17 protein-coding genes are annotated in these 20,322 nt (G+C 56.9%); 12 read left to right on the top strand and 5 right to left on the bottom strand.

Features of this window, described 5'->3' with window-relative positions; translation table 11 throughout:
- Nucleotides 1-13 precede the first annotated feature (13 nt).
- The 5 genes from ureG (at nucleotide 14) to O3C79_RS14380 (ending at nucleotide 3,847) form a co-directional block, all read left to right on the top strand.
- Nucleotides 14-661: an urease accessory protein UreG gene (ureG, locus tag O3C79_RS14400; protein WP_494383670.1), complete on the top strand. Its 648-nt coding sequence runs from the start codon at nucleotides 14-16 to the stop codon at nucleotides 659-661.
- Between the two features lie 29 nt (nucleotides 662-690).
- Nucleotides 691-1,257 (top strand): HupE/UreJ family protein, encoded by a 567-nt coding sequence (locus O3C79_RS14395; protein WP_494383669.1) that lies wholly within the window; start codon nucleotides 691-693, stop codon nucleotides 1,255-1,257.
- A 235-nt stretch (nucleotides 1,258-1,492) separates the two neighbouring features.
- Nucleotides 1,493-2,407, top strand: a complete 915-nt coding sequence (locus O3C79_RS14390) for a FecR family protein (protein ID WP_494383668.1) — start codon at nucleotides 1,493-1,495, stop codon at nucleotides 2,405-2,407.
- Nucleotides 2,408-2,521: 114 nt separating this feature from the next.
- Complete coding sequence (locus O3C79_RS14385; RefSeq protein WP_494383667.1) at nucleotides 2,522-3,445, top strand: LysR family transcriptional regulator; 924 nt, start codon at nucleotides 2,522-2,524, stop codon at nucleotides 3,443-3,445.
- 69 nt (nucleotides 3,446-3,514) lie between these two features.
- Nucleotides 3,515-3,847: a DUF7352 domain-containing protein gene (locus O3C79_RS14380; RefSeq protein ID WP_494383666.1), complete on the top strand. Its 333-nt coding sequence runs from the start codon at nucleotides 3,515-3,517 to the stop codon at nucleotides 3,845-3,847.
- A 54-nt stretch (nucleotides 3,848-3,901) separates the two neighbouring features.
- Here the strand turns inward: O3C79_RS14380 and O3C79_RS14375 are convergent, their stop codons facing one another.
- The 3 genes from O3C79_RS14375 to O3C79_RS14365 form a co-directional block, all read right to left on the bottom strand.
- A complete protein-coding gene (locus O3C79_RS14375; RefSeq protein WP_494383665.1) occupies nucleotides 3,902-6,508 on the bottom strand; it encodes a DUF349 domain-containing protein in 2,607 nt (868 codons plus the stop codon).
- A 150-nt stretch (nucleotides 6,509-6,658) separates the two neighbouring features.
- Nucleotides 6,659-7,783, bottom strand: a complete 1,125-nt coding sequence (locus O3C79_RS14370) for an SPM autocatalytic domain-containing protein (protein WP_494383664.1) — start codon at nucleotides 7,781-7,783, stop codon at nucleotides 6,659-6,661.
- 59 nt (nucleotides 7,784-7,842) lie between these two features.
- Complete coding sequence (locus O3C79_RS14365) at nucleotides 7,843-8,271, bottom strand: YchJ family protein (RefSeq protein WP_010321974.1); 429 nt, start codon at nucleotides 8,269-8,271, stop codon at nucleotides 7,843-7,845.
- 86 nt (nucleotides 8,272-8,357) lie between these two features.
- On the opposite strand from O3C79_RS14365, the gene sbcB reads away from it, so the two are divergent.
- Together sbcB and O3C79_RS14355 are read left to right on the top strand one after the other, a co-directional pair.
- The gene (gene sbcB, locus O3C79_RS14360; protein ID WP_494383663.1) at nucleotides 8,358-9,812 is read left to right on the top strand and encodes an exodeoxyribonuclease I; all 1,455 of its coding nucleotides are present in this window, start codon (nucleotides 8,358-8,360) and stop codon (nucleotides 9,810-9,812) included.
- Nucleotides 9,799-10,377 (top strand): hypothetical protein, encoded by a 579-nt coding sequence (locus tag O3C79_RS14355; protein ID WP_494383662.1) that lies wholly within the window; start codon nucleotides 9,799-9,801, stop codon nucleotides 10,375-10,377. Before sbcB ends, O3C79_RS14355 begins: the two co-directional genes overlap by 14 nt.
- Nucleotides 10,378-10,393: 16 nt before the next feature.
- Here O3C79_RS14355 and O3C79_RS14350 read toward each other — a convergent pair whose 3' ends face one another.
- Nucleotides 10,394-13,234, bottom strand: coding sequence for an insulinase family protein (locus O3C79_RS14350; protein WP_494383661.1), 2,841 nt, complete (start codon nucleotides 13,232-13,234; stop codon nucleotides 10,394-10,396).
- Nucleotides 13,235-13,373: 139 nt separating this feature from the next.
- On the opposite strand from O3C79_RS14350, the gene O3C79_RS14345 reads away from it, so the two are divergent.
- The 5 genes from O3C79_RS14345 (at nucleotide 13,374) to O3C79_RS14325 (ending at nucleotide 19,569) form a co-directional block, all read left to right on the top strand.
- Nucleotides 13,374-13,757 carry a DUF6394 family protein gene (locus O3C79_RS14345; protein ID WP_494383660.1) on the top strand — a complete coding sequence of 128 codons (384 nt, stop codon included), beginning with the start codon at nucleotides 13,374-13,376 and terminating at the stop codon, nucleotides 13,755-13,757.
- Between the two features lie 4 nt (nucleotides 13,758-13,761).
- A complete protein-coding gene (locus O3C79_RS14340) occupies nucleotides 13,762-15,462 on the top strand; it encodes a potassium channel family protein (protein ID WP_494383659.1) in 1,701 nt (566 codons plus the stop codon).
- A complete protein-coding gene (locus tag O3C79_RS14335; RefSeq protein ID WP_494383658.1) occupies nucleotides 15,462-16,379 on the top strand; it encodes a DMT family transporter in 918 nt (305 codons plus the stop codon). Before O3C79_RS14340 ends, O3C79_RS14335 begins: the two co-directional genes overlap by 1 nt.
- Nucleotides 16,367-17,224, top strand: a complete 858-nt coding sequence (locus O3C79_RS14330; protein WP_494383657.1) for a Tim44 domain-containing protein — start codon at nucleotides 16,367-16,369, stop codon at nucleotides 17,222-17,224. The genes O3C79_RS14335 and O3C79_RS14330 overlap by 13 nt, the downstream gene beginning before the upstream one ends.
- A 191-nt stretch (nucleotides 17,225-17,415) precedes the next feature.
- A complete protein-coding gene (locus O3C79_RS14325) occupies nucleotides 17,416-19,569 on the top strand; it encodes a methyl-accepting chemotaxis protein (protein ID WP_494383656.1) in 2,154 nt (717 codons plus the stop codon).
- Nucleotides 19,570-19,670: 101 nt separating this feature from the next.
- Here O3C79_RS14325 and O3C79_RS14320 read toward each other — a convergent pair whose 3' ends face one another.
- Nucleotides 19,671-20,312 carry a LysE family translocator gene (locus O3C79_RS14320; RefSeq protein ID WP_494383655.1) on the bottom strand — a complete coding sequence of 214 codons (642 nt, stop codon included), beginning with the start codon at nucleotides 20,310-20,312 and terminating at the stop codon, nucleotides 19,671-19,673.
- Between the last annotated feature and the right edge of the window lie 10 nt (nucleotides 20,313-20,322).

The following is a 20,322-nucleotide window of genomic DNA, read 5'->3' as shown; positions in this document are numbered from 1 at the left end:
CAAGGAAATGAAGATGAGTAAACCCAAGCAGACACTGAGGGTAGGGGTCGGTGGCCCCGTTGGTTCCGGCAAGACGGCGCTGCTGCGCTCACTCTGTGCCGCCATGCGTGACTACTACGATATCGCCGTTGTCACCAATGATATCTATACCCAGGAAGATGCCAAATTCCTCACCGAACATGAGGCGCTGAGCGCAGATCGTATTCTCGGCGTTGAAACCGGCGGCTGCCCGCATACCGCTATTCGTGAAGATGCGTCCATGAACCTGGCCGCCATCGACCAGCTGGTTGAGCGTCATGGCGAGCTGGATGTGGTCTTTGTTGAAAGTGGTGGCGACAACCTCAGCGCCACGTTCAGCCCTGAGCTGTCTGACCTGACCATCTATGTGATCGACGTGTCTGCCGGGGACAAAATTCCGCGTAAGGGCGGCCCCGGTATTACCAAATCCGACCTGCTGATCATCAACAAGACCGACCTGGCACCGCTGGTAGGTGCTTCACTTGAGGTGATGGACCGTGATGCCCGCAAAATGCGTGGTGAGCGTCCCTTTATCTTTGCCAACCTGAAAGCAGCCCAGGGGCTGGATGATATCATCGGTTTCATCATCAGCGAAGGGATGCTGGAAACCAAACAGCTGCCGCCTGCAAAAGCCGTGGTCTGATTACAAGTTTGTCTATCAAGGAGAACATCATGAAAAAATCACTGATTGCAGCTGCGGCTCTGTTGCCGGGCGCAGCCATGGCCCACAGCGGTCACGAAGTATCCGGTTTTATCAGCGGTCTGGCACATCCGGTCGGTGGTGCCGATCACCTGTTGGCCATGCTGGCGGTGGGCCTTTGGGCGGCACGTCTGGGCGGACGTGCACTCTGGCTGGTGCCGCTGGCGTTTGTCGCTACCATGGTGCTGGGTAATGCGCTGGCGCTGTCCGGTGTATCCATTGGCTTTACAGAGCAGGGAATTGGCCTGTCAGTGGTCGCGCTGGGTCTGTTGCTGGCGCTGGCAGCACGCTTTGCTACCCCGATCTGCATGGCGGTTGCAGGTGGTTTTGCTCTGTTCCACGGCCTGGCACATGGTGCTGAAATGCCGCTGAACGCCAGTGGTTTCAGCTATGCGGCCGGTTTCGTACTGGCAACGCTGGGGCTGCATCTGGCAGGCGTTGTGTTTGGCAAGCTGGGTACTGAAGCCAAAGCCAACCTGTTCAGCCGTGTGACCGGTGGGGCGATTGCGCTGACCGGTGTGGCAATGGTCGCTGCCTGATAGTCAGCTGAGGCATGCTGTTCAGCATCCGCAAGGGAGGAGTGCCGGATGCTGAACAGACTAAATTTCCGCCACTTGTACCATTTCTGGGTGGTGGCCCGTGAAGGCAGTATGGCCAAGGCAGGTCGATGTTTTGGCATTAGGTAACAGTCTGCTTGTTTGTATGGGCTCCAGGACATAAGATCAGTTCTACATTTATGATGTTGCATTCTTATGGCCAAGAGTGCAGTTGACTATGAATCATCCATGGGAAGTAATAAAAATGCGAAACCTGTTTCTCAGTCTTTTGATGCTTACGAGCTTTTTCTTCAACCCCTTGGTTCATGCTGATTCTTCGACAGAAGCGATTGGCAAGGTTGAGATACTTGGTGGGAAATTGCATGCTATTCGTAATGGCGAAACCATTGAGTTGAAACTTGGAGACACAGTGTATGAAGGGGATGAGCTAAAGACTGGTAATGAGTCTTTTGCCAAGATTGCCTTGACCGGTGATGAAACCAACAATGTTAACCTAGGCAAGAATGCATGGCTGAAAATGAGTGCTTACCGAGTGGCTGAATCAGGAGAAATGCTGGGTGGGCATTTTGAAGGTGTCGAAGGCTTCTTTACAATGTCATTGTCAAGGTTAACAGAAGGGGCTGAGTTTAGTTTTGGTACAGACGTTGCCAAATTAAATGTTCACGGTACCTCTTGGGCGATTGATACGGCAGGCAACATGATTTGCACTTCAGGGCAGTTGGTCATTACCCACGCAGCCACAGGTAAGAAATATACTGTCAATCCCGGTCAGATGTTCAGCCTGCGAGGGTTTCAAAACAACCCGGTGGTTTCAGATGCTCCGGCAGCCATAATGGCTGCAGTCGAAAAAACTACGGTACCCTCCTATTACGCAATAAACGAGACATCCACCAAAGTTTTGCACGACCGACTGGGTGGCGAAGCTGATGGCAGGGTAGAAGCGTCAATTGATATGAATACAGGCAGAATTTTTATGAACTCCGAGTTTGAAAGTGCGATGGAGTTCGCTGGTACAGAAATTTTTGCGACGGGCAGAAAATGGGCATCATCCGGTAGTACATCAACAGTCATAAGCAACGATACATTTTCACCGCCCGGGGCGGGTAGTGTAACGCCCGCATCTGAATCTTGAGATGGCTTTAGCAGGTGTTGCATTTTGCACTTCAACTAACAGCATCATACCTGTTGCTAACTATCACGCTCGGCTGAGTTAGACTGTTCAGCATCCGTAGAAGGAGAGCACCGGATGCTGAACAGACTCAATTTCCGCCACTTGTACCATTTCTGGGTGGTGGCCCGTGAAGGCAGTATGGCTCGGGCGAGCCAGGTGCTGGATCTGACACCCCAAACCCTGAGCAGCCAGGTGGCGGCTTTGGAAAGCGAAGTGGGTGGTTTGCTCTTTCGCCGTGAAGGCAGAGGTTTGAAACTCACCGATCTGGGGCTGAGTGTTCAGGCCCATGCCGATGACATTTTCGAGGCTGCCGAAGCCCTGCAGCAACTGTTGCAGACCCCTTCTGATGAACGTCCACTTCGCCTTGCCGTGGGTATCTCCGCCTCCATCCACAAGTTGATCGCCTGGCGTCTGATCGAACCGGCGCTGGTGCTGGATCGTGACGTCAATCTGCGCTGTGAAACCGGCCGTACTCCCAATCTGCTCAACGACCTCAAGCGGCGTGACCTGGATCTGGTACTGACCGATCGCCCTCCGGTGCTTGAGCCAGATGCCCGCTTTCATCTGCATGAACTGGGCAGTTCGCCCATGCGGCTGTTCGCAACAGCGGAGCTGGCGCATCAACTGAAAGACGGTTTTCCGCACAGCCTCAATGCACAACCCTTCCTTGCCAACGCGGTGGATGCACCCTATGTGAATGAGTTGATGCAGTGGTTTGCCGATAAGGGTGTAAGTGTATCCATTCGCGCGCAGGTGGATGACAGTGCACTGATCAAGGTGCTGGGCCACCATGGCATGGGGTTTTTCGCTGCACCGGATGTGATTGCCGATGAGGTGTGCCGTCAGTATCAGGTGGAGAGTATCGGCCTGGTGGAATCGGTTGAAGACAGGCTATACGCCGTGACCCGCAATGTGCACTCCCGGCATCCGGGTGTGCAGGCCATTTGTGAGCGACGGGTGGAAGATACATCGATAAAACCTGATAAAAGAGACGAATAAATCTGCTTTTTTCTTTGGGTTTCAGTGTCCATTATTGAATCGTAATCAAACGAGACGAGGAGTCCGGCCATGAAAGCGATTCACAAATACCGTCTTGAAGTATCTGACAGTACCAATACCCTGCAGTTGAAAGAAGGCTATCGTGTAGTGCGATTCGAGTATCTGGTCGCCGAGAAAGGACTCTTCATGTGGGTGGAAGAGCCACTGCGTGCAGATGTTCCCAAGTGTGAGGCCTCATTCAGGGTAGCAATGACCGGCAAGCCGGTGGCCATGAGCTACGAATACCTGGATACGGCGCTGGACCCCTTTGGTCCCGAGGCTTATCACCTGTTCCGGGTAGAGACCGAGCGACAGACCGAGTCCGGTCCCGAGCCCAAGCTGGTGCATCACCAGGCGGCTTGATCACTTGCCAGTAGATATAAAAAAAACCGGATGGTGTTAGCCATCCGGTTTTTTTTACGCCTGATCCAGCAGGGCTTCGAAGCGCTGGCGCAATTCAGTGAAGTGCCAGTAATAGGGCAGGGTGAACCACTCCAGCTCCAGTGCCTGCAGGGCGGCCGGCGTCGGCTCGATGTCATGCTGCTCAAGCGCCTGACTGAGTCGTTCCATCTGGTATTCCATGCGCAGGGCTTCATCGCTTTCCGGCGACGGCAGGCCCAGCAGGATTTCCAGTCGGATGCATAGCTCGCGTGCCTGGCGGTCGGTGAGCACCAGCTGCTCTTCAATGCTGCGTGAGCCGGCACTGATCAGGCGGATCGCTTCCAGACGCTGCCCCATGCGCTCACGCCAGTGGCTACCCGGTGAATTGCCGGTAATCGCCTGTGTCAGCAGGCTGGCGAGTGTGTCACTGGTGCCATCGGTAGCCAGCTCTTCTTCCGTCTGGCTGGCCAGTTTGTCCAGCTGCTGCAGGGCTTCAACGGCATGGTTATTCAGCGGTGCCTGGCTGCGCTGAGCCTTGGCGGCCTGTTCGGCCTTGGCTGACGCCTGACGCTCGTTCTTGAGGCGGTTGAATATGGTATCGCAGTGGCCACGGAACGCCTGCCAGAGCGCACGTTCGCGGCTGCGGAAGGTTGGGCCGCTGGCTTTCCATTCGCGCTGCAGCTGCTTGGCACCCTCGGCAGCCGCCTGTACATCGTCCAGTTCAGCCAGCTCCGCTGCCCGAGCGATCAGGGCTTCCTTGGTTTCGCCGCAATGCTGGCGGAAACTTTTAATGCGGTTGTCCAGGTCGCGCAGCAGGGTGTTAAACGTCTGCTGCAATGGCTTGCCGGGGGCGCGGTCGACCGGAGAGTACTGGCGCCACTCATCGCGTGCCGTGCGGCTCACAGCCTCAACGGCGTGCCAGTCGGCCTGATCCCAGTCCATCTGCTCGATATACAGTGACAGTTGGTCACAGATCTGGCGACGCTGTTCCAGGTTGTATTCACGCTTTTTGCGCTGGGCGCCAAACCAGGCCTGGCAAGGCTCGTAGGCTTTTTCGCCGGCTTCATGAAAGCGCTTCCACAGTTTCTGCGAATGCACAGGGTCTGTGCCGTCGACCTGTTTCCACTCCTGCTGCAGGCCGCGGATACGGTCTGCCAGAGCTTGCGGGTCCATCTCGGCGCCAATCAGGGCTTCCATCTGCTCGCACAAGGCTTCTTTCTTGCCGGCTGCGGCAAAGCCCTGCCAGTCGCGCAGTTCTGCCAGGCGGGCATTCAGTTGGCGCTGACGATTTTCGATGCTGTCGGGCAGGGCAGAGGACAGAGTGCCCAGGCTGTCGCGCAGCTTATTGTTGAGCTTGTCGGCATCGACCACGTTGCCTTGCTCGATCAGCTGTTCCAGCTGTTCCAGCTGCGCATTGATCTCGTCGCCCTGCTGGCGTACATCCTGTTTAATCTGGGAAAGGGCCTGGCGCAGCTCGGCGATACGGCTTTTCAGCTGCTGCAGTGTTTCGGGCAGCGGCAGGTCGCCCGGCCAGTTGATTTTTGCTTGCAGCGCCTGGGCTTTATCCAGCATAGGTTTGGGGTTGTTCTGGGATTCATTCAGCAGGGAATCGAGCTCATCGGCGTGCGCCTGAAGGCGCTCATTGGCTTCCAGACTGGCGTTCAGCTGCAGAACGAGGGTGTCTTTTTGTTGCTTGAGCTGTGTGGGCAGCAGCTCTGCGTCCAGTGCTTGCCAGGCGCTATCGACTTCGTCGAGCAGCTGTCGGGTGTCATCGGCTGACAGAGACTGGTTCTCCAATCTGCTGACCAGCCCCTGGGCCGTTTCCAGCTGCTGCTCACGACGGGCGCGAGCTTCGGCCTCAGCGGCCTCGGATGCAGCCTGACGCTGCAGGCGTTCATCCAGCTGCTGGCTCAGTTCGCGGAAACGGGCCTGAAGTTCATCATCGCGCTGACTCAGCGCCTGCCACTCCTGATAAGCGGCCTGGGCACGGGCCTGCAGGAACTGGGTATCGTCGGTCAGCAGCAGTTGATGCAGCTGATGGATCAGTTGCTGACGGCGTTGTTCGTTTTCGGCTTCAAGACGTGCCTGTTCACGCAGGCTGTTGAGCTTGTCCCGACAGATGCGGTGAACGGTTTTGTCGCGGCCACGGCTGGCGCGCTGCACCTCTTCCAGCAGGTCGGTGTCCTGCAGTCGGGTCACGGCGGCTTTACGGGTATCCGCTACGCGTGCATGCAGTGCAAGCTGCATCAGCAGGCCTTCATCATCAATCTGATTGAGATTGTCGGGCTTGAGGCTGTTGGCGTTCAGGATGATTTGCGTGCGGGCGGAGTCGTCGTGCACCTGTTTGAGCAGCTGGCAAATGGAGTCTTCATTGGCACTCTCGTCCAGGCATTCGCCGACACGCTGTCCGGCCTGCTCACGCACCTCCGGGTCGGACGAAGAACTGAGGACCTGCAGCAGCGAATCGGTATCACTGAGGCGCTGAACGGCACTGATGCGAACCCTGGGGCTGCTGTCGGACAAGGCAAGTTCGCGCAAGATGGACAGCTGATCCGGTTGGTCCGGGCTCAGTTTCGCAACAGCACTTGCACGTACGTCCGGGTCAGAATGACGCCACTTGGGTTTAAACAGGTTTGCAAACATCAGTCACCACTACCACAGGAGAGTCCCGAGTCCATTTACAGTAGACGAACGGGCGGGCCGCTATTCTAACGGTCCGGCCGTTGCAAGGGGAAGTCTTGACAGCGGCTGAATCAGGTTGAAAAAGCTAAAGAAAGCCGGCTGGTGGGCGTTTCAAATACTCAGATCAACATGTTGGACTGTACCCGATCCCCATGATTCAGATAGGAAAAAACTGGTGGAACGGATCACACCCAGACGATTTTCTGTCAGATTGGGTGTGAGGGAGAATTCTGTATCGGCGGACTCCAGCCAGATAGCGCCTACGCCTTTGCTGGCCAGGCTTACGAGGCTGCTTTCACCCTCAGCCCCGGGGGACCAAAGGCGCAAGCGTGAGAATATTTCATCGCCTTCATCGATAAACCCGTTGCCATCGTCATCGTAACGGGCCAGTTCGGCAAAGCCATCGCCGGTGCGGGCGCCAAAGAGTTCGCGGCCATCATTGATTTCGCCATCACCATTACGGTCCAGCGCCAGGAAGGCACGGTTACCGGCTAATGTGGGAATCTCATCCTTCTGCCCATCCAGGTCAAGGTCGAAACTGAATCGGGTCTGGCTCAGTTCGGCCGCTTTGCCGTCAAAATTAATCACCAGAGGGTCGGACAATCGGGCACCCAGGCGCAGGGTGCTGCTTTCCTGTTGGGTGACAGAGCGTGCCATTTGCAGTGACAGGTCGATATTGATGGTTTTACCGTCTTTAGTGCGGACCTCTCCTTGTACCTCGTACGAGCTGCTTTCCTTCTCGCTGATACGAGAGACGCGTTCAAACTCCATACCGATTGCGGGCTGCTGAGGTCTGAAGTCCGGCCCAGTGGGTGCTCCTGTCATGGCTTGAGGCAGGTCGCTCGCCGGCTGTTTTGCTTCCAGTACCGAAGGGTCGAACAGTTTTATCCTGAGTTCCTGGCCGGTGATCATCTTGTGCAGGCGGCTGATGAGTTCCAGTTTCAGACGGTCACGCGGTTGCAGAGCAGAGCTATCCAGCTGTTTCATATCAGGGTCATGAGTGGCTTTGGCGGTTGAGGCGGTTCCAGAGGCGTCGGAGCCGAGGCGTGATTGCCAGCGGCTATAGGTGTCGCTTTGTTCAAGTTTGCGCCCTTCAATCTCAACCAGGGTGTCTACACGCCGGTTACCGGCTGCGTCCCGGCTCACTTCAGCCACACGCAAGCGTTCAACCTGCTGTTCTTCACGGCTGTAGTGATGCTCTGATTTTGCACTGAGATTGTGATGTTGAATCTGCATGACGCACTCCCTGTTAAGGAGTGCTTATCGGCCGGTTCTGGTCAAGGATTAGACAAAAATCAGGCTTCGATCAGTTCCACCTCACCATCGGTATACACCCAGCGTCCATTTTCCCGTTCGAAGTTGGAACGCTCATGCAATACAGCACTTCCTTCCGGGCTGTCGAAGGCGGCCTTGAATTCGACGATGCCGGTTGTGTCATCAGCCTGGCCTTTCACGGTGTCGATAATCTCCAGCCCGGTCCAGGTGGTGACCTGGGTCTGCTCTGACAGCAACTCGGCATCCTGAGGCGAACGTTTGCGGCTGGCAGTGGTGCTGATCAGGTAATCAATGGCACCCAGTGCAAAGGCGGTATAGCGAGAGCGCATCAGGGCTTCAGCCGTTTTGGCAGGCTTGCGTCCGCTCAGTGCAGGTTCGCAACAGAAGGCAAAGGGTTTACCTGAACCGCAGGGGCAACGGGTTTCCAGGTCCTTGTTATCGGTCAGCATTGGATGATCCCTCAGGGCTGAAATGGTAGTCTGGCGGTTTGACCTGATCTAAGCACTCCCCAACTGAAAAGTCGAGACACGAGTACATGGCAGACGAGCGCAATCTCACCTATTTCTGGCACGATTATGAGACCACCGGAACGGATCCGGCACGCGATCGTCCCCTGCAGTTTGCCGGTGTGCGCACCGATGCCGAGCTGAATATCATCGGTGAGCCACTGATGCTCTACTGCCGTCCCTCAGAGGATGTGCTGCCACACCCCCAGGCCTGCCTGGTGACGGGCATTACGCCGCAAACGGCGATGACCGAAGGTGTCTGCGAGGCCGAATTCATTGCCCGCATTCATGCGGAGCTGGCTGCACCGGGAACCTGTGGCGTGGGCTATAACAGCATCCGTTTCGATGATGAGGTCACCCGTTACACCCTGTACCGTAACTTTTACGATCCCTATGCCCGTGAGTGGCAGAACGGTTGCTCGCGTTGGGACATCATCGACATGATGCGCCTTACCCGTGCGTTGCGTCCCGACGGCATTACCTGGCCTGAATATGAAGACGGCACGCCGAGCATGCGTCTGGAAGACCTGACCCAGGCAAACGGCGTTGACCACGGCAATGCCCACGATGCCTTGTCCGATGTCTATGCCACCATCGCCATGGCACGGCTGGTAAAAGAGCGTCAGCCCAAGTTGTTTGATTACGTGGTGAATAACCGAGGCAAGCGTGCCGTTCAGGCGCAGCTGGATGTGGCCCGCATGAAGCCGGTGCTGCACGTGTCATCAAAATACCCGGCCGAGTGGGGCAATGCGGCTATTGTCGCGCCGGTTGCCAGCCATCCGACCAATCGTAACAGCACCCTGGTCTGGGACTTGAGGGAAGACCCGGCACCGTTGTTTGAACTCAGTGTCGAACAGCTGCGTGAGCTGATCTTTACCCGCCACGACCAGCTGCCAGCCGATGCGCCGCGTATCCCGCTGAAACAGGTGCTGGCCAATAAGTGCCCCATCATTGCGCCGGCTGGCATGCTGACCAAGGTTGAAGCGGACCGACTTAAGATTGACGGTGATATCTGTCGCCAGCATTTGCAGTTATTGCGAAATGAGACTGGACTGGCGGCCAAAGTGGCCGATATCTTCAGTGATAAGGGTTTTGAATCCGATGGCGACCCTGATCATATGCTCTACAGCGGCGGCTTTTTCTCGGACCATGATCGTGCCTTGATTGAACAGGTGCGCAACACTGAACCCGAGGGGTTGTTCGAGCTGGAGCTGGCATTTCAGGACCCGCGTCTGGAAGAAATGTTACTCAGATACAAGGCGCGTAACTTCCCTCATACGCTGAGTGAAGATGAGATTCAGCGCTGGGAAGAATATCGCAGCCGTAAGCTGTTACAGGGAGAGGCGGGGTGCTATAGCTTCCCGCAATTATCGCAGGAGCTGAACGAGATGGCGCAGAAGCCTGATTTGTCGGATCGGGACCGTCACATTCTGGAGGAACTGGCACTCTATGCCGAGTCGATCTATCCGGGTGAGTATTTCTAATCCTGCTGCCTTGAGCCTGTGCTGTCTGCTGGCACTGCCGGCAGCGGCGCAGGAGCTTAACCCCTACGATGTTACAGCCGTAGGCCAGTTCTCATCCGGGCTCAAGCACGGCCGTACCGCCTATGAGGGTATGGAGCGGGGCGATATCGACTTCGAGCCCATGCGGGAAGTGGCGCCCCGTGATCACAACGCCTCATTGCCACCGGTTCAGGTGGTCGCCTATTCAGATCCGCCGCCGGTGCACGAAGTGGTGGTCCGTCCCGACCCTGAGCCCGAGCTGTTCGGTGAACACAAGATTTTTGAACAAATCCGTATCGACGTGGAAATCGCCAAGTGCATTCTGCGCAATGTCTGTAGCGAAGAAGTGAAGAAAATTCCCGGTGTCTATTTCGGTGATGAGCAGGAAGGAGATGACACCTGGCAGCAGGGCGGTGCGGATAGCGGCTTGGAAGTACTTACGGAAGGGCCCGCCAGCACCCAGGATACCCAGCCTTCTGCTCCGTCGAGTGACAACCCGCAGCGGCCGGGACGCGTCTTTGTGGAAGAGCCCGCCCCGACGCCCTGATCAGTGACTATCGGGATCAGCTGGAGGGAATGCCCAGCTGGTCCTGTTTCAACAACTCAAGACGACTGTCGTCATCACTCAGCGCCTGCTGTTTTACCTCGGCTTCAACCGTGTTGCCGAAGTTGCGAATCAACAGCTGACGGGACAGCAGCAGGTCCAGCTGCTGTACCAGATCCTCGGAGTCGAATGCGAGCGTATGCTGGCTCAGGCGTTCGCGCGTATCGAAGTCGAAATTACCCCGATCCAGTTCACGCCAGAAGCGCCCGGTGCGATCACTCAGGCTGGTATCACGTTCGTTGATACGGGCCAGCAGGCTCTGTTTGAAGCGGTTCAGCGTTTCTTCGTCCATGGTGGCTACCTGGGCGCGGAAATCCTCCAGGAAGCGGCTGTACTCGCCGGCCAGGGTGAATGGGTCAGTGTTGGGGGATTGCACCACCATCACCATGCCCGGACGCTCACGTACCGGCAGGAACTGGGCGAAGACGATATAGCCGAACTGTTTCTCGGTGCGCAGCTGCGAGTAAAACGGAGTGGAGGCAATTTCGCTCAACAGGGCGACCGCAGCGCGGGTGCGCAGGCTATCGCTTGAGCCCTGCAGATACAGCAAGACAGAAGCATCGCTGTGGTCCGTTGCGAAGCTGTCGATCATGGGCTCATCAGCGGGCAGGCGCAGTACATGAGGCTCCTCCGCTTGCCAGCCCAGCGCGGTAGGCTGCAGTGTCTCGCGTACCTGGGCCGCCATGCTGATAGCCGTTTCCCGCTCCAGATTACCGTGCGCAAAGAGGCGCAGTTCAGCCGGCTGCAAGAATTCCTGATAGGTATTGGCCAGGTCTTCCAGCGTCAGTGTCTCCAGTGCGGCCAGTTTCTGCTCCGGTGACCAGACACCCAGCAGGTGCTGATACAGATGGGCAAAGGCACGGTTGGACGGTCTCTCCTGGAAGCTGTTTTCAATCTGCTCGCGCAGCTGTGTCTTGATGCGCTGGAAACGAGCCTCGTCCAGAGCCGGATTATTCAGGCTTTCGAGAACCGTGTTCAGTAGCGCCGGCTGCTTGTCACTGAAACCGGAGAGCTTCAGGCTGATGCCGCGCAGGTGGGTGTACAGATCCACCGACAGGCTTGCCAGCCCGGCATCGTACAGGGTGGCGTTAAGCTGATCGTTCACCATGCGTGTATACAGCTCGGCCAGCAGAGAATGGCGAGCTGACTGGTTGGCGGTGGGTGACAACAGGGTGAAGTAGAAATCAGCCTTGGGCCGTTTGAACTCGGTATCGGAGAGATACCAGAGAACCGCGCCGGGCTTTGACCAGGCCGCGATAGGCGCATCCTGAGGCTCAGCTTCGACCAGCTCCAGTTGTTCGGGAATAAAGGGATTGCTGCTGCGGATGTGCAGCGCGCTCTCCAGTGGCGGGTACTGCCAGAAATAGAGACGTTCGGGCGCAATGGCCGCGACGCTGTAAGGCGTTTCGTAGCGGGGCTCGATCTGGTCAGTGGCCACATCCTGGCCTGCCAGCGTCAGCAGCAGGTTGTCCGGCGTCAGCTGGTCCAGATAGTGCTGAATCAAATTGGCATCAAACTCGCCCAAATGGTAATCCGCTTTCAGCAGATAAGCCTCATCATAGCGGTTCAGTGCCTGAGACAGGCGCATGGCCAGATGGGTTGCCTGGCCGGGCTGGGCGAAACGGAACTGGATTTCGGCCAGTTTGCGCTCTTCTTCGTAGAGCTCCGGGTCGACACCCTGTTCACGCAGGTTTTTGATGAAACCGAAGGTCCAGGCGGTGATGGCATTGATCTCTTGCCAGCCGGCTTCGGTCAGCTCGATATCGATACGGAACATGGCCTGCCCCGGCAGGTCCAGCGTCGGATAGGCGCCCAGTGCACGGGCCAGTCCCTTGTCTTTCAGGAACGCGAGCAGGCTGCCTTCGCCTTCATAGCCGATCAGGCTGGCGATGTAGTACAGCGGCTTCTGCTGCCAATGGTCACGGGTCGCGTCTACCGGGAAACTCAGGCTCAGGCTGCGGGTTTCGCGCAATGTCTGGATATTGAGCTGAGCCGGCAGCTGCTCTTCGGGGTAGAGAACAGCGGTGTCCACGTATGGCTCGGCATCGCGGTTTTCCACGGCGCTGAAACGCTCCCGTACCAGCGCTTCCAGTTCGTCCACCGGCTGCGGGCCAACCACGGCCAGCGTCATCAGGTTGGCGGAGTAATAACGCTCGTAAAACTTGATCAGTTCGTCACGGATCTGGCTGTCGTCACCGTTGGACAGGGTGTCCAGGCTGCCGACCATAAAACGGCTGTAGTGATGCTCAGGATTCATCACCTGCTTGGCGACTTCGTGTAGACGGCGGCCGTCATCACGCAGTTTGGCCTGATACTCCGAATGCACGGCATGGCGTTCACGGTCCACATACGCCGGCGTAAAGAGGGGGGCGATGAAGAACTGGGAGAATCGATCCAGTGCTTCGGGCAGCGCCTGGGCATCCACATCAAAGAAATAGTTGGTGTTCTCGTAGGCGGTAAAGGCGTTGTGGCTGCCGCCGTGGGAGCTGATGAACTGCTGATAGCTGTCGGCTTCCGGGTACTTTTCGGTACCCAGGAACAGCATGTGCTCAAGGAAATGAGCCAGACCGGGACGATCATCCGGGTTGGCGTTGGACCCAACATCCACATTGAGGGACACTGCGGCCTTATCGCTGCGCGGGTCTGATACCACGACGGCGCGCAGGCCATTATCCAGCGTAACGGGCTTGAACTCGCGGGTATCCAGAGGACTGGTGATAATTTCTGCTCGGGCCGGCAGCGACAGCAGGGCCAGAAGCAGCAGGCTGGTCATGAAAAGGGCACGTTGTAGCTGGAACATCTTTCCTCACTTGGGCAGGCACTGTCACGGAACTACAAAAGACAGATGGATAAGGCTTGAGTTCCCCACTTGCGGTGGGTGCGAACTGGTCGGACAGTCTATACAATCGTTCCAAGTCTACAGGATAGGGAAGGGGACAATGAACCGGGAAAAGGTGATCTTTGCGTTTTTCATCGTGCTGGCACTGACGCTGAACTTCGGGTTCGTGCTGGGCGAGATCGACAACACTGAACATCACGATGTATTTGAGCTGTTTGCAGCCCTTGTGGTCAGCCTGATCTGTACCGTGCTGAAGTTCGGGGATCGTACTCATCTGGGCGCGCTGATGCTGGCCACCAGTCTGGTGGCAGACCTGCAGCTGATTCTGGCGGCCGTGTTCTGGGGCTATGGCGAGCAGGTGGCGGCCACCGGCATGACCGCCAAAATGATGGCCAGTGTGGTGTCCTTTGCTGCCGGTGCGCTGGTGGCCAACCTGATCTCCGTGATTCTTCTGGTGGTAGAAACCGCTCTGATACGGCGTTAACACCATGAATAACCTGGTGTTCCTGTTCATGCGGCGCCTGCGCGCGCCGCTTATTACCCTGATTACCGTCTATGCCATTTCCGTATTTGGCATGACGCTGATTCCGGGGCGCGATGCCGATGGCAATATCTGGTACATGGACTTCTTCCATGCCTTTTATTTCGTCTCCTTTATGGGGACGACCATCGGTTTTGGTGAAGTCCCCTATGAATTCACCGATGCCCAGCGCATGTGGGTGACGCTGTCCATTTATGCCACCGTCATCAGTTGGCTGTACGGCATAGGGCAGACGCTGGCGGTGCTGCAGGAGCCCATGTTTGGCCGCCTCATGCGCCTGCGTGGCTTTCGCAACCATGTCCGCAACCTGAGAGAGCCTTTCTTCCTTGTCTGTGGCTATGGTGTTACCGGCAGTATCGTGGTGCGACGTTTGATCAGCCGTGGCGTGCGTGCCGTGGTGGTGGATATCGATCAGGACCGTATCGATGCCCTGGAGCTGGATAATCTGGTGATTCCGGTGCCCTCGCTCTGTGGTGATGCCTCCCTGCCGGATGTGCTGGATCATGCCGGCCTGCAGCATCCCCAGTGTATCGGTGTGCTGGCGCTGACCAACAATGACAACGTCAACCTGTCGATCGCCATTGCCAGCAAGCTGCTGGCCCCCAAACGACAGGTCATTACTCGCACCAATGCCGAAGTGACCACAGCCAATATGGCGTCTTTCGGCACCGACATGATTGTCGACCCTTTCCGTGCCTACGCCGATTACATGGCACTGGCCGCGCGTTCGCCGCACAAACTACTGGCCTATGACTGGCTGATGAACCCGCATCACCGCACCCTGTCCAGCGCCTACAAGCATGCGCCGGGCCGCTGGATTATCTGTGGCTTTGGCCGTTTTGGCCGCGCGCTGTCCAATGCCTTCTCCGTTGAGGAAACCGATATCACCGTCATTGATCCCAGCCCCGGCAATCTGGCTGCCGTTCGCCATGCCGTAGTGGGTGTGGGGACTGAAGCGCATACCCTGCGTGAAGCGGGCGTGGAAACTGCCGTGGGGGTAATTGCCGGCACTGATAACGATGCTGACAACCTGTCCATCATCATGACGGCACGAGAACTGAACCCGAAGCTAACCACCGTGGTGCGCCAGAACCTGCATCAGAACAAGCTGGTGTTCCGCAACAGTCGCTGTGACTTCATCATGGAGCCGGGGCGTATCATCGCCAACCGGATTCTGGCCCAGCTGAAAACGCCGCTGCTGCCACTGTTCCTGCAGCAGTTGCAGAGTTGTGATGATGTCTGGGCGCATACGCTGGTAAATCGCATGAGTAGTGTGGTGGGTGATCGAGAGCTGGATAGTTGGTCCATCTCGGTGACCGAAACCGAAGCGCCGGCCATCCTGACCATGCTGGAAGAGCGCAGTGTCAGTCTGCGCCATCTCAATAAAGACCCGGGTGAGCGTGGCCGTCAGCTGGCCTGCTTCCCGCTTTTGTTCAAGCGGGGTGATGACGTGAAGTTGTTGCCCGGCGAGCTGCAGGAGCTTCAACAGGGTGATGAAATTCTGTTCTGCGGCCTGGTCAGCGCCAAGCGCGATATGGAATGGAGTATCAATAATTACAACGTGCTCTATTACCTGCTGACTGGTGAAGATCCCCCCTATAGTCTGCTGGCGCGGATGCTGCGTCGACACGACCAAGAGAAAGCCTGATGCCTTACCTGCTGTTAATCATGACGACCCTGTTCTGGGCCGGAAACTTCGTTTTGGCGCGTGCCATCCATCTGGATATGCAACCGTTCACCCTGGCCTTCCTGCGCTGGGGCGTTGCCCTTGTTCTGATTCTGCCCTGGTGGCTGCCGCGTATCTGGCGCCTGCGTGACACCGTGCGTGCCAACCTGCCCATGCTCTGTCTGCAGGGGTTTTTGGGCGTGGCCTGCTTTAACACCCTGGTCTATATGGGTGTGCAATATACCCAGGCAACCAATGCCATGCTGATGCAGTCCGCCGTCCCCCTGATGATTCTGCTGCTGGGTGCGCTGTTCTTTGGTGAGCGTGCTTCCGGGCGCCAGTGGCTGGGGGTCATGCTGTCACTGGCCGGTGTTGTTGTGCTGGTGAGTCGTGGTCAGCTGGAGACCATTACCGGCTTTGCCTTCAATCAGGGCGATCTGTGGATCTTCATGGCCATGCTAAGCTGGTCCTTCTACACCATCACCTTGCGCTGGCGTCCCGCCGCCATGGACGGGCTCAGTTTCTTCGGTATTACCGTGCTGGTCGGCGTGGTTGTGTTGCTGCCATTGATGCTGTGGGAGCAGGGTGGTCAATTTTCGATTCCCGGTGGGGAACCTTTCCTGCTCACTGTGCTCTATATGGCAGTTTTTGCATCGATCCTGGCATTCCTGTTCTGGAACCTCGGGGTCGAAAAGCTGGGTGCACCGACGGCCGGGTTGTTTATTCACCTGATGCCCATGTTCGGACTACTGCTGGCAACTGTTTTTCTGGGCGAACGCCTGGGGCTTTACCACCTGGTCGGGATCATACTGATCTTTACCGGTCTTTATATTGCGGTTCTGGCGCAAGCACTGCGCCGGATAGCGAAACAACCTGAGGAGAAGAAATGCGAACCCTGATAACAACCTGCTTTGCGCTGGTGTTGAGCCTGATGATGGTGCCGGACGTGGCAGAAGCCAAGCGTCTGGGCGGCGGCTCAAGCTTTGGCAAGTCTTACACCACACCCAAGAAAGTGGCGCCGGCTCCAAGCAAGGACCAGACAGCAGCCAAAAGTACCACCAATACCACGGGTGCGGCCGCGACCAAATCCAGAGGTTTTGGCGGCCTGATGGGCGGCCTGCTGGCCGGTGGTCTGCTGGCGGCCCTGTTCATGGGAGGCGCATTTGAAGGTATCCAGTTCATGGATATCCTGCTGATTGCCGTGATCGGCTTTGTCCTGTTCAAGCTCTTTGCCGGGCGCAAAGTGCAACGACAGCAGCCGGCCTACGCCATGCCGGATGGCTCCATGGCCCGTGAGCAGGCGCAGCCGCAGCCCGCACCGGCCCCATCCCGCTTCGGTGGACTGAACTCCAGCCCTGCACCGGCTGCTCTGAACCTGCCAGACTGGTTCAATGAAAAGCAGTTTGTAGAGGGAGCCAAGCAGCACTTTATCCATCTGCAGAAAGCCTGGGATACTCAGGACTGGAGCGATATCCGCGACTACATGTCTGACGAGATGTTCACCGCGCTGCAGCAGGAACGCGCCAAGCTGCCGGGTGAGCTGCATACCGATGTGGAATCCGTCATGGCAGAGCTGATCAACTTCATCGATGAAGGCGATCACGTAGTGGCCAGCATCCACTTCTATGGCTGGATTGCCGAATCCGGCCAGCCTACCAGCGAGTTCAGCGAAATCTGGCACCTGAACCGCGACATGCAGCAGACCAATGCCGACTGGAAAATTGTCGGTATCGAGCAGGCGTAAAACAGGAAGGGCAGCCTCATTTGGCTGCCCTTTTTTAGTGCAAAATCCTTTCGGGGCGCCATTCTGGTGCTTCTTTGTGGGGCGCTTCTCCCACGCATCTGTCGCTTAAAATAACCATTTTTGTTGCTTGCACTGATTTGGCGCAATAATTGCTACCTCCTAGGGAGTAATACCCCCATGGAGAACCCCGTATGACCCCACTGAAAAGCGCCCAGATGCAACTGTCCAACGCCGAACGCCATTGGCTTCCCTGGTTTGGGGGTACCGGCAAGTTGAAGATGCGCTGGTCCTGTTGGCTGAACCGGCGCACCTTGCCCGTGGTTGAGCAGACCTTTGAAAGTGTGGCTGAAATCAGGGTTCGCCTGCTCACTGAATGGACACAGGCGCAATGGGATCTGTTGGCAGCGCTGGCCGATCAGGTGGATTTGGAACAGCCGCAGCAGAACCAGCAGTTGTTCGGTCTGAAAATGAAGCAGGCGCTGGACTGGTCCGAGCTGGCACTGGTCAGCACCGATGGGCGTGTACAGTATTCCAGCGTCAGCAGCCGTATCGGCGCGACAGACCTTAACCGGGCAGCAGTCAGCGAAGGGCTCAAATCTCCCTTCCTGCACGGACCGTATCGTGATTCGGTGACCAGGCAGATTGGCCCCAGCTCCTCCCGTTTCCACGATGCCGTTACCCTGATGTTCTATCAGCCGGTGACACGTAATGGTCAGGTGGTGGGGCTGCTCTGTGCCCGTGTCCCCAATGATGTTCTGGGGGATCTGATCCAGCGTGAAGCCGGGCATATCTACCCGGAGTCCGGTGACAACTACCTGTTTATGGTTGAATCGCGCTTTGACCCCAGCATCGAGCAGGGCATAGCACTCTCGCGCTCGCGTTTTGAGGACGATACCTTCTCCCACGGTGAGAACCTGAAAAGCGGGATTCACACCAAGTGGGGCACTGTCAAAGTCAGTGAGCATACCGAGTTCGAAATACGCTTTACCGATCCGGCCACCGGCAAGCTGCACCCCGGTGTGCGCGAAACCATTCGCAAGGGCAGTAACCTGTTCGTAACCTATCCCGGCTATTCCGACTACCGCCATATTCCGGTGATCGGTAAGGGTGTGACTTTCTCCTTGCCCGGTTCCCGTGACCGCTGGGGCATGATGTGCGAGTCCGACCTGGAAGAGGTCTACCGTCGTCGCTCCATCAGCACGCGCATGTTTGCCAACCTGACCGGATCGCTGGCGCTGGGCCTTGGGGCCAGCTATGGCGTGCAATACTGGCTGGATCTGGGGCACCTGACCGGCATGGTCTGTAACTTTGCCTTTGTCATGCTTTCGGTACTGACGTTCTGGCGCCTGGGGCTGAAGCCCGTATCGCGGCGTCTGGATGATATGACCGCCGTAATCCGTAACCTGGCTGAAGGGCAGGGCAACCTGCGCCAGCGTCTGGACAGTGACGGCATCGTTGCCGATGAAACCGGAGACCTGGCGCGCTGGGTAAACAGTTTTGTCGATAACCTGGACAGCATTGTCGGCCAGGTGATTCGTGCCTCTGGCGATGTAGGCGATAACAGCGAACAGATGCAGGCCCGTAACCAGGTAGCACTGGAAGCTGCAGGCTCCGTCGATGAGGCGGCAGAACAGATGCTGGCGCTGGTTGAGTCCCAGCTCGCTGAAATCAGCCGCGCTTCTTCAACGGCTGAGGTAATGAAGGATGCGATGGAAAAAGTCGTCCGCCAGGCCCGCGAGCAGTTTGAATCCGTACGTTCGGGAACTCAGGCGATCCGTGACATTGTCCAGACCTCTGCCCAGCGCGTACAGGCCCTGAATGCCCGTACCACCGAAATCGATGAGATCGTCACCCTGATCACCGATATCACCGCGCAGACCAATCTGCTGGCTCTGAATGCGGCCATCGAAGCGGCCCGTGCCGGTGAACACGGCCGAGGCTTCTCGGTAGTCGCTGACGAGGTACGCGGCCTGGCGGCACGCACCGATGAAGCTGCGCGTGAAATAGGCACCCGTGTCGAGCGTATCCAGACCGAGAGCAGCGAAGCTGTCCGCTTCATGGAGTCCGGCGTAGAAGATGTAGACCGCAGCCTGACTCTGGCCGAGCAGTCCACCTCAGACAATTCCGAGCTGCACGATAGCGTGGCGCAGATGTTCGATATCATCAAACACATCGACGAACACAGCCAGCAACACGGCGGCCACGCCCGCTCGGTGGCGGATATCACAACCCGTATGAACACTGCCTTCAGCGAGCTGCAGATGAGCTCTGATCAGGTAAAAGGCACCGCGGCCAAGCTGCAGCAGTTGGTGGGGGCTTTTGAGGTGAGCTCGGTTAGCAAGTAACGCGGCAAATATTGTATAGATGGTGAGCGTTTAAGAGGCCCTGGTTGGGCCTCTTTGTTTTCTGAGTGAGGCTTATGGAGATAGCCCAAAGCAGGCGCTGATCACGGCTTGCTGCTCACCTGGAAGATCAAGCCTATTCCGAAGCTTAGTAAAATCGCGCCCGCCCCTCGCTCAATCAGGTGAATCTTGCGATGAAGAAATGACTGTAGCCTTTTATGCCCAATGGCAGAGGCTACGAACAGATCCCAGCAGAGTACAGCCATGACCATCCAAAACCCACAAAAGATCTGCTGAGCCACCGTTACATTATTTCCCAGAATCACCGCCATCAAACTCATATAGAACAAAGCGTTTTTCGGGTTCAGAAGCGCCGAGTTAAGTCCTAACATGAGTTGTCGCAAAGGACTGGGGGCAGAACCTCTGGTCGCTTCAATAATGACATCAGCGGGTTTGCTTTTAAGTAGCTGAAACCCTATCCATAGCAGGTAACAGGCTCCGGCTAATTCGATGATCGAGAACAGGAGTGGCATATCACGAATACCCGTCCAGCCAATAATGGTAATGGAAATGTAAATGGCATTGCCCAAGGCGACGCCCAGACAGATAAACCGACTACCGTGCAGGTTGTAGCGAATCGCATGGCCTGTGATCAGGAAGAAGTCTTGTCCAGGGCTTACAAGGGCGAGGAAGTGTGCCAAGGCAAGGGCAGGAAAAGCAGCTGGAATGAAAGTCTCCAAAGACACCGTGGATTAC

The organism is Marinobacterium sp. NO-S09, assembly GCF_059179545.1.
The sequence above is the reverse complement of the archived record's forward strand: the minus strand, read 5'-3'. Positions and strand labels throughout refer to the sequence as shown.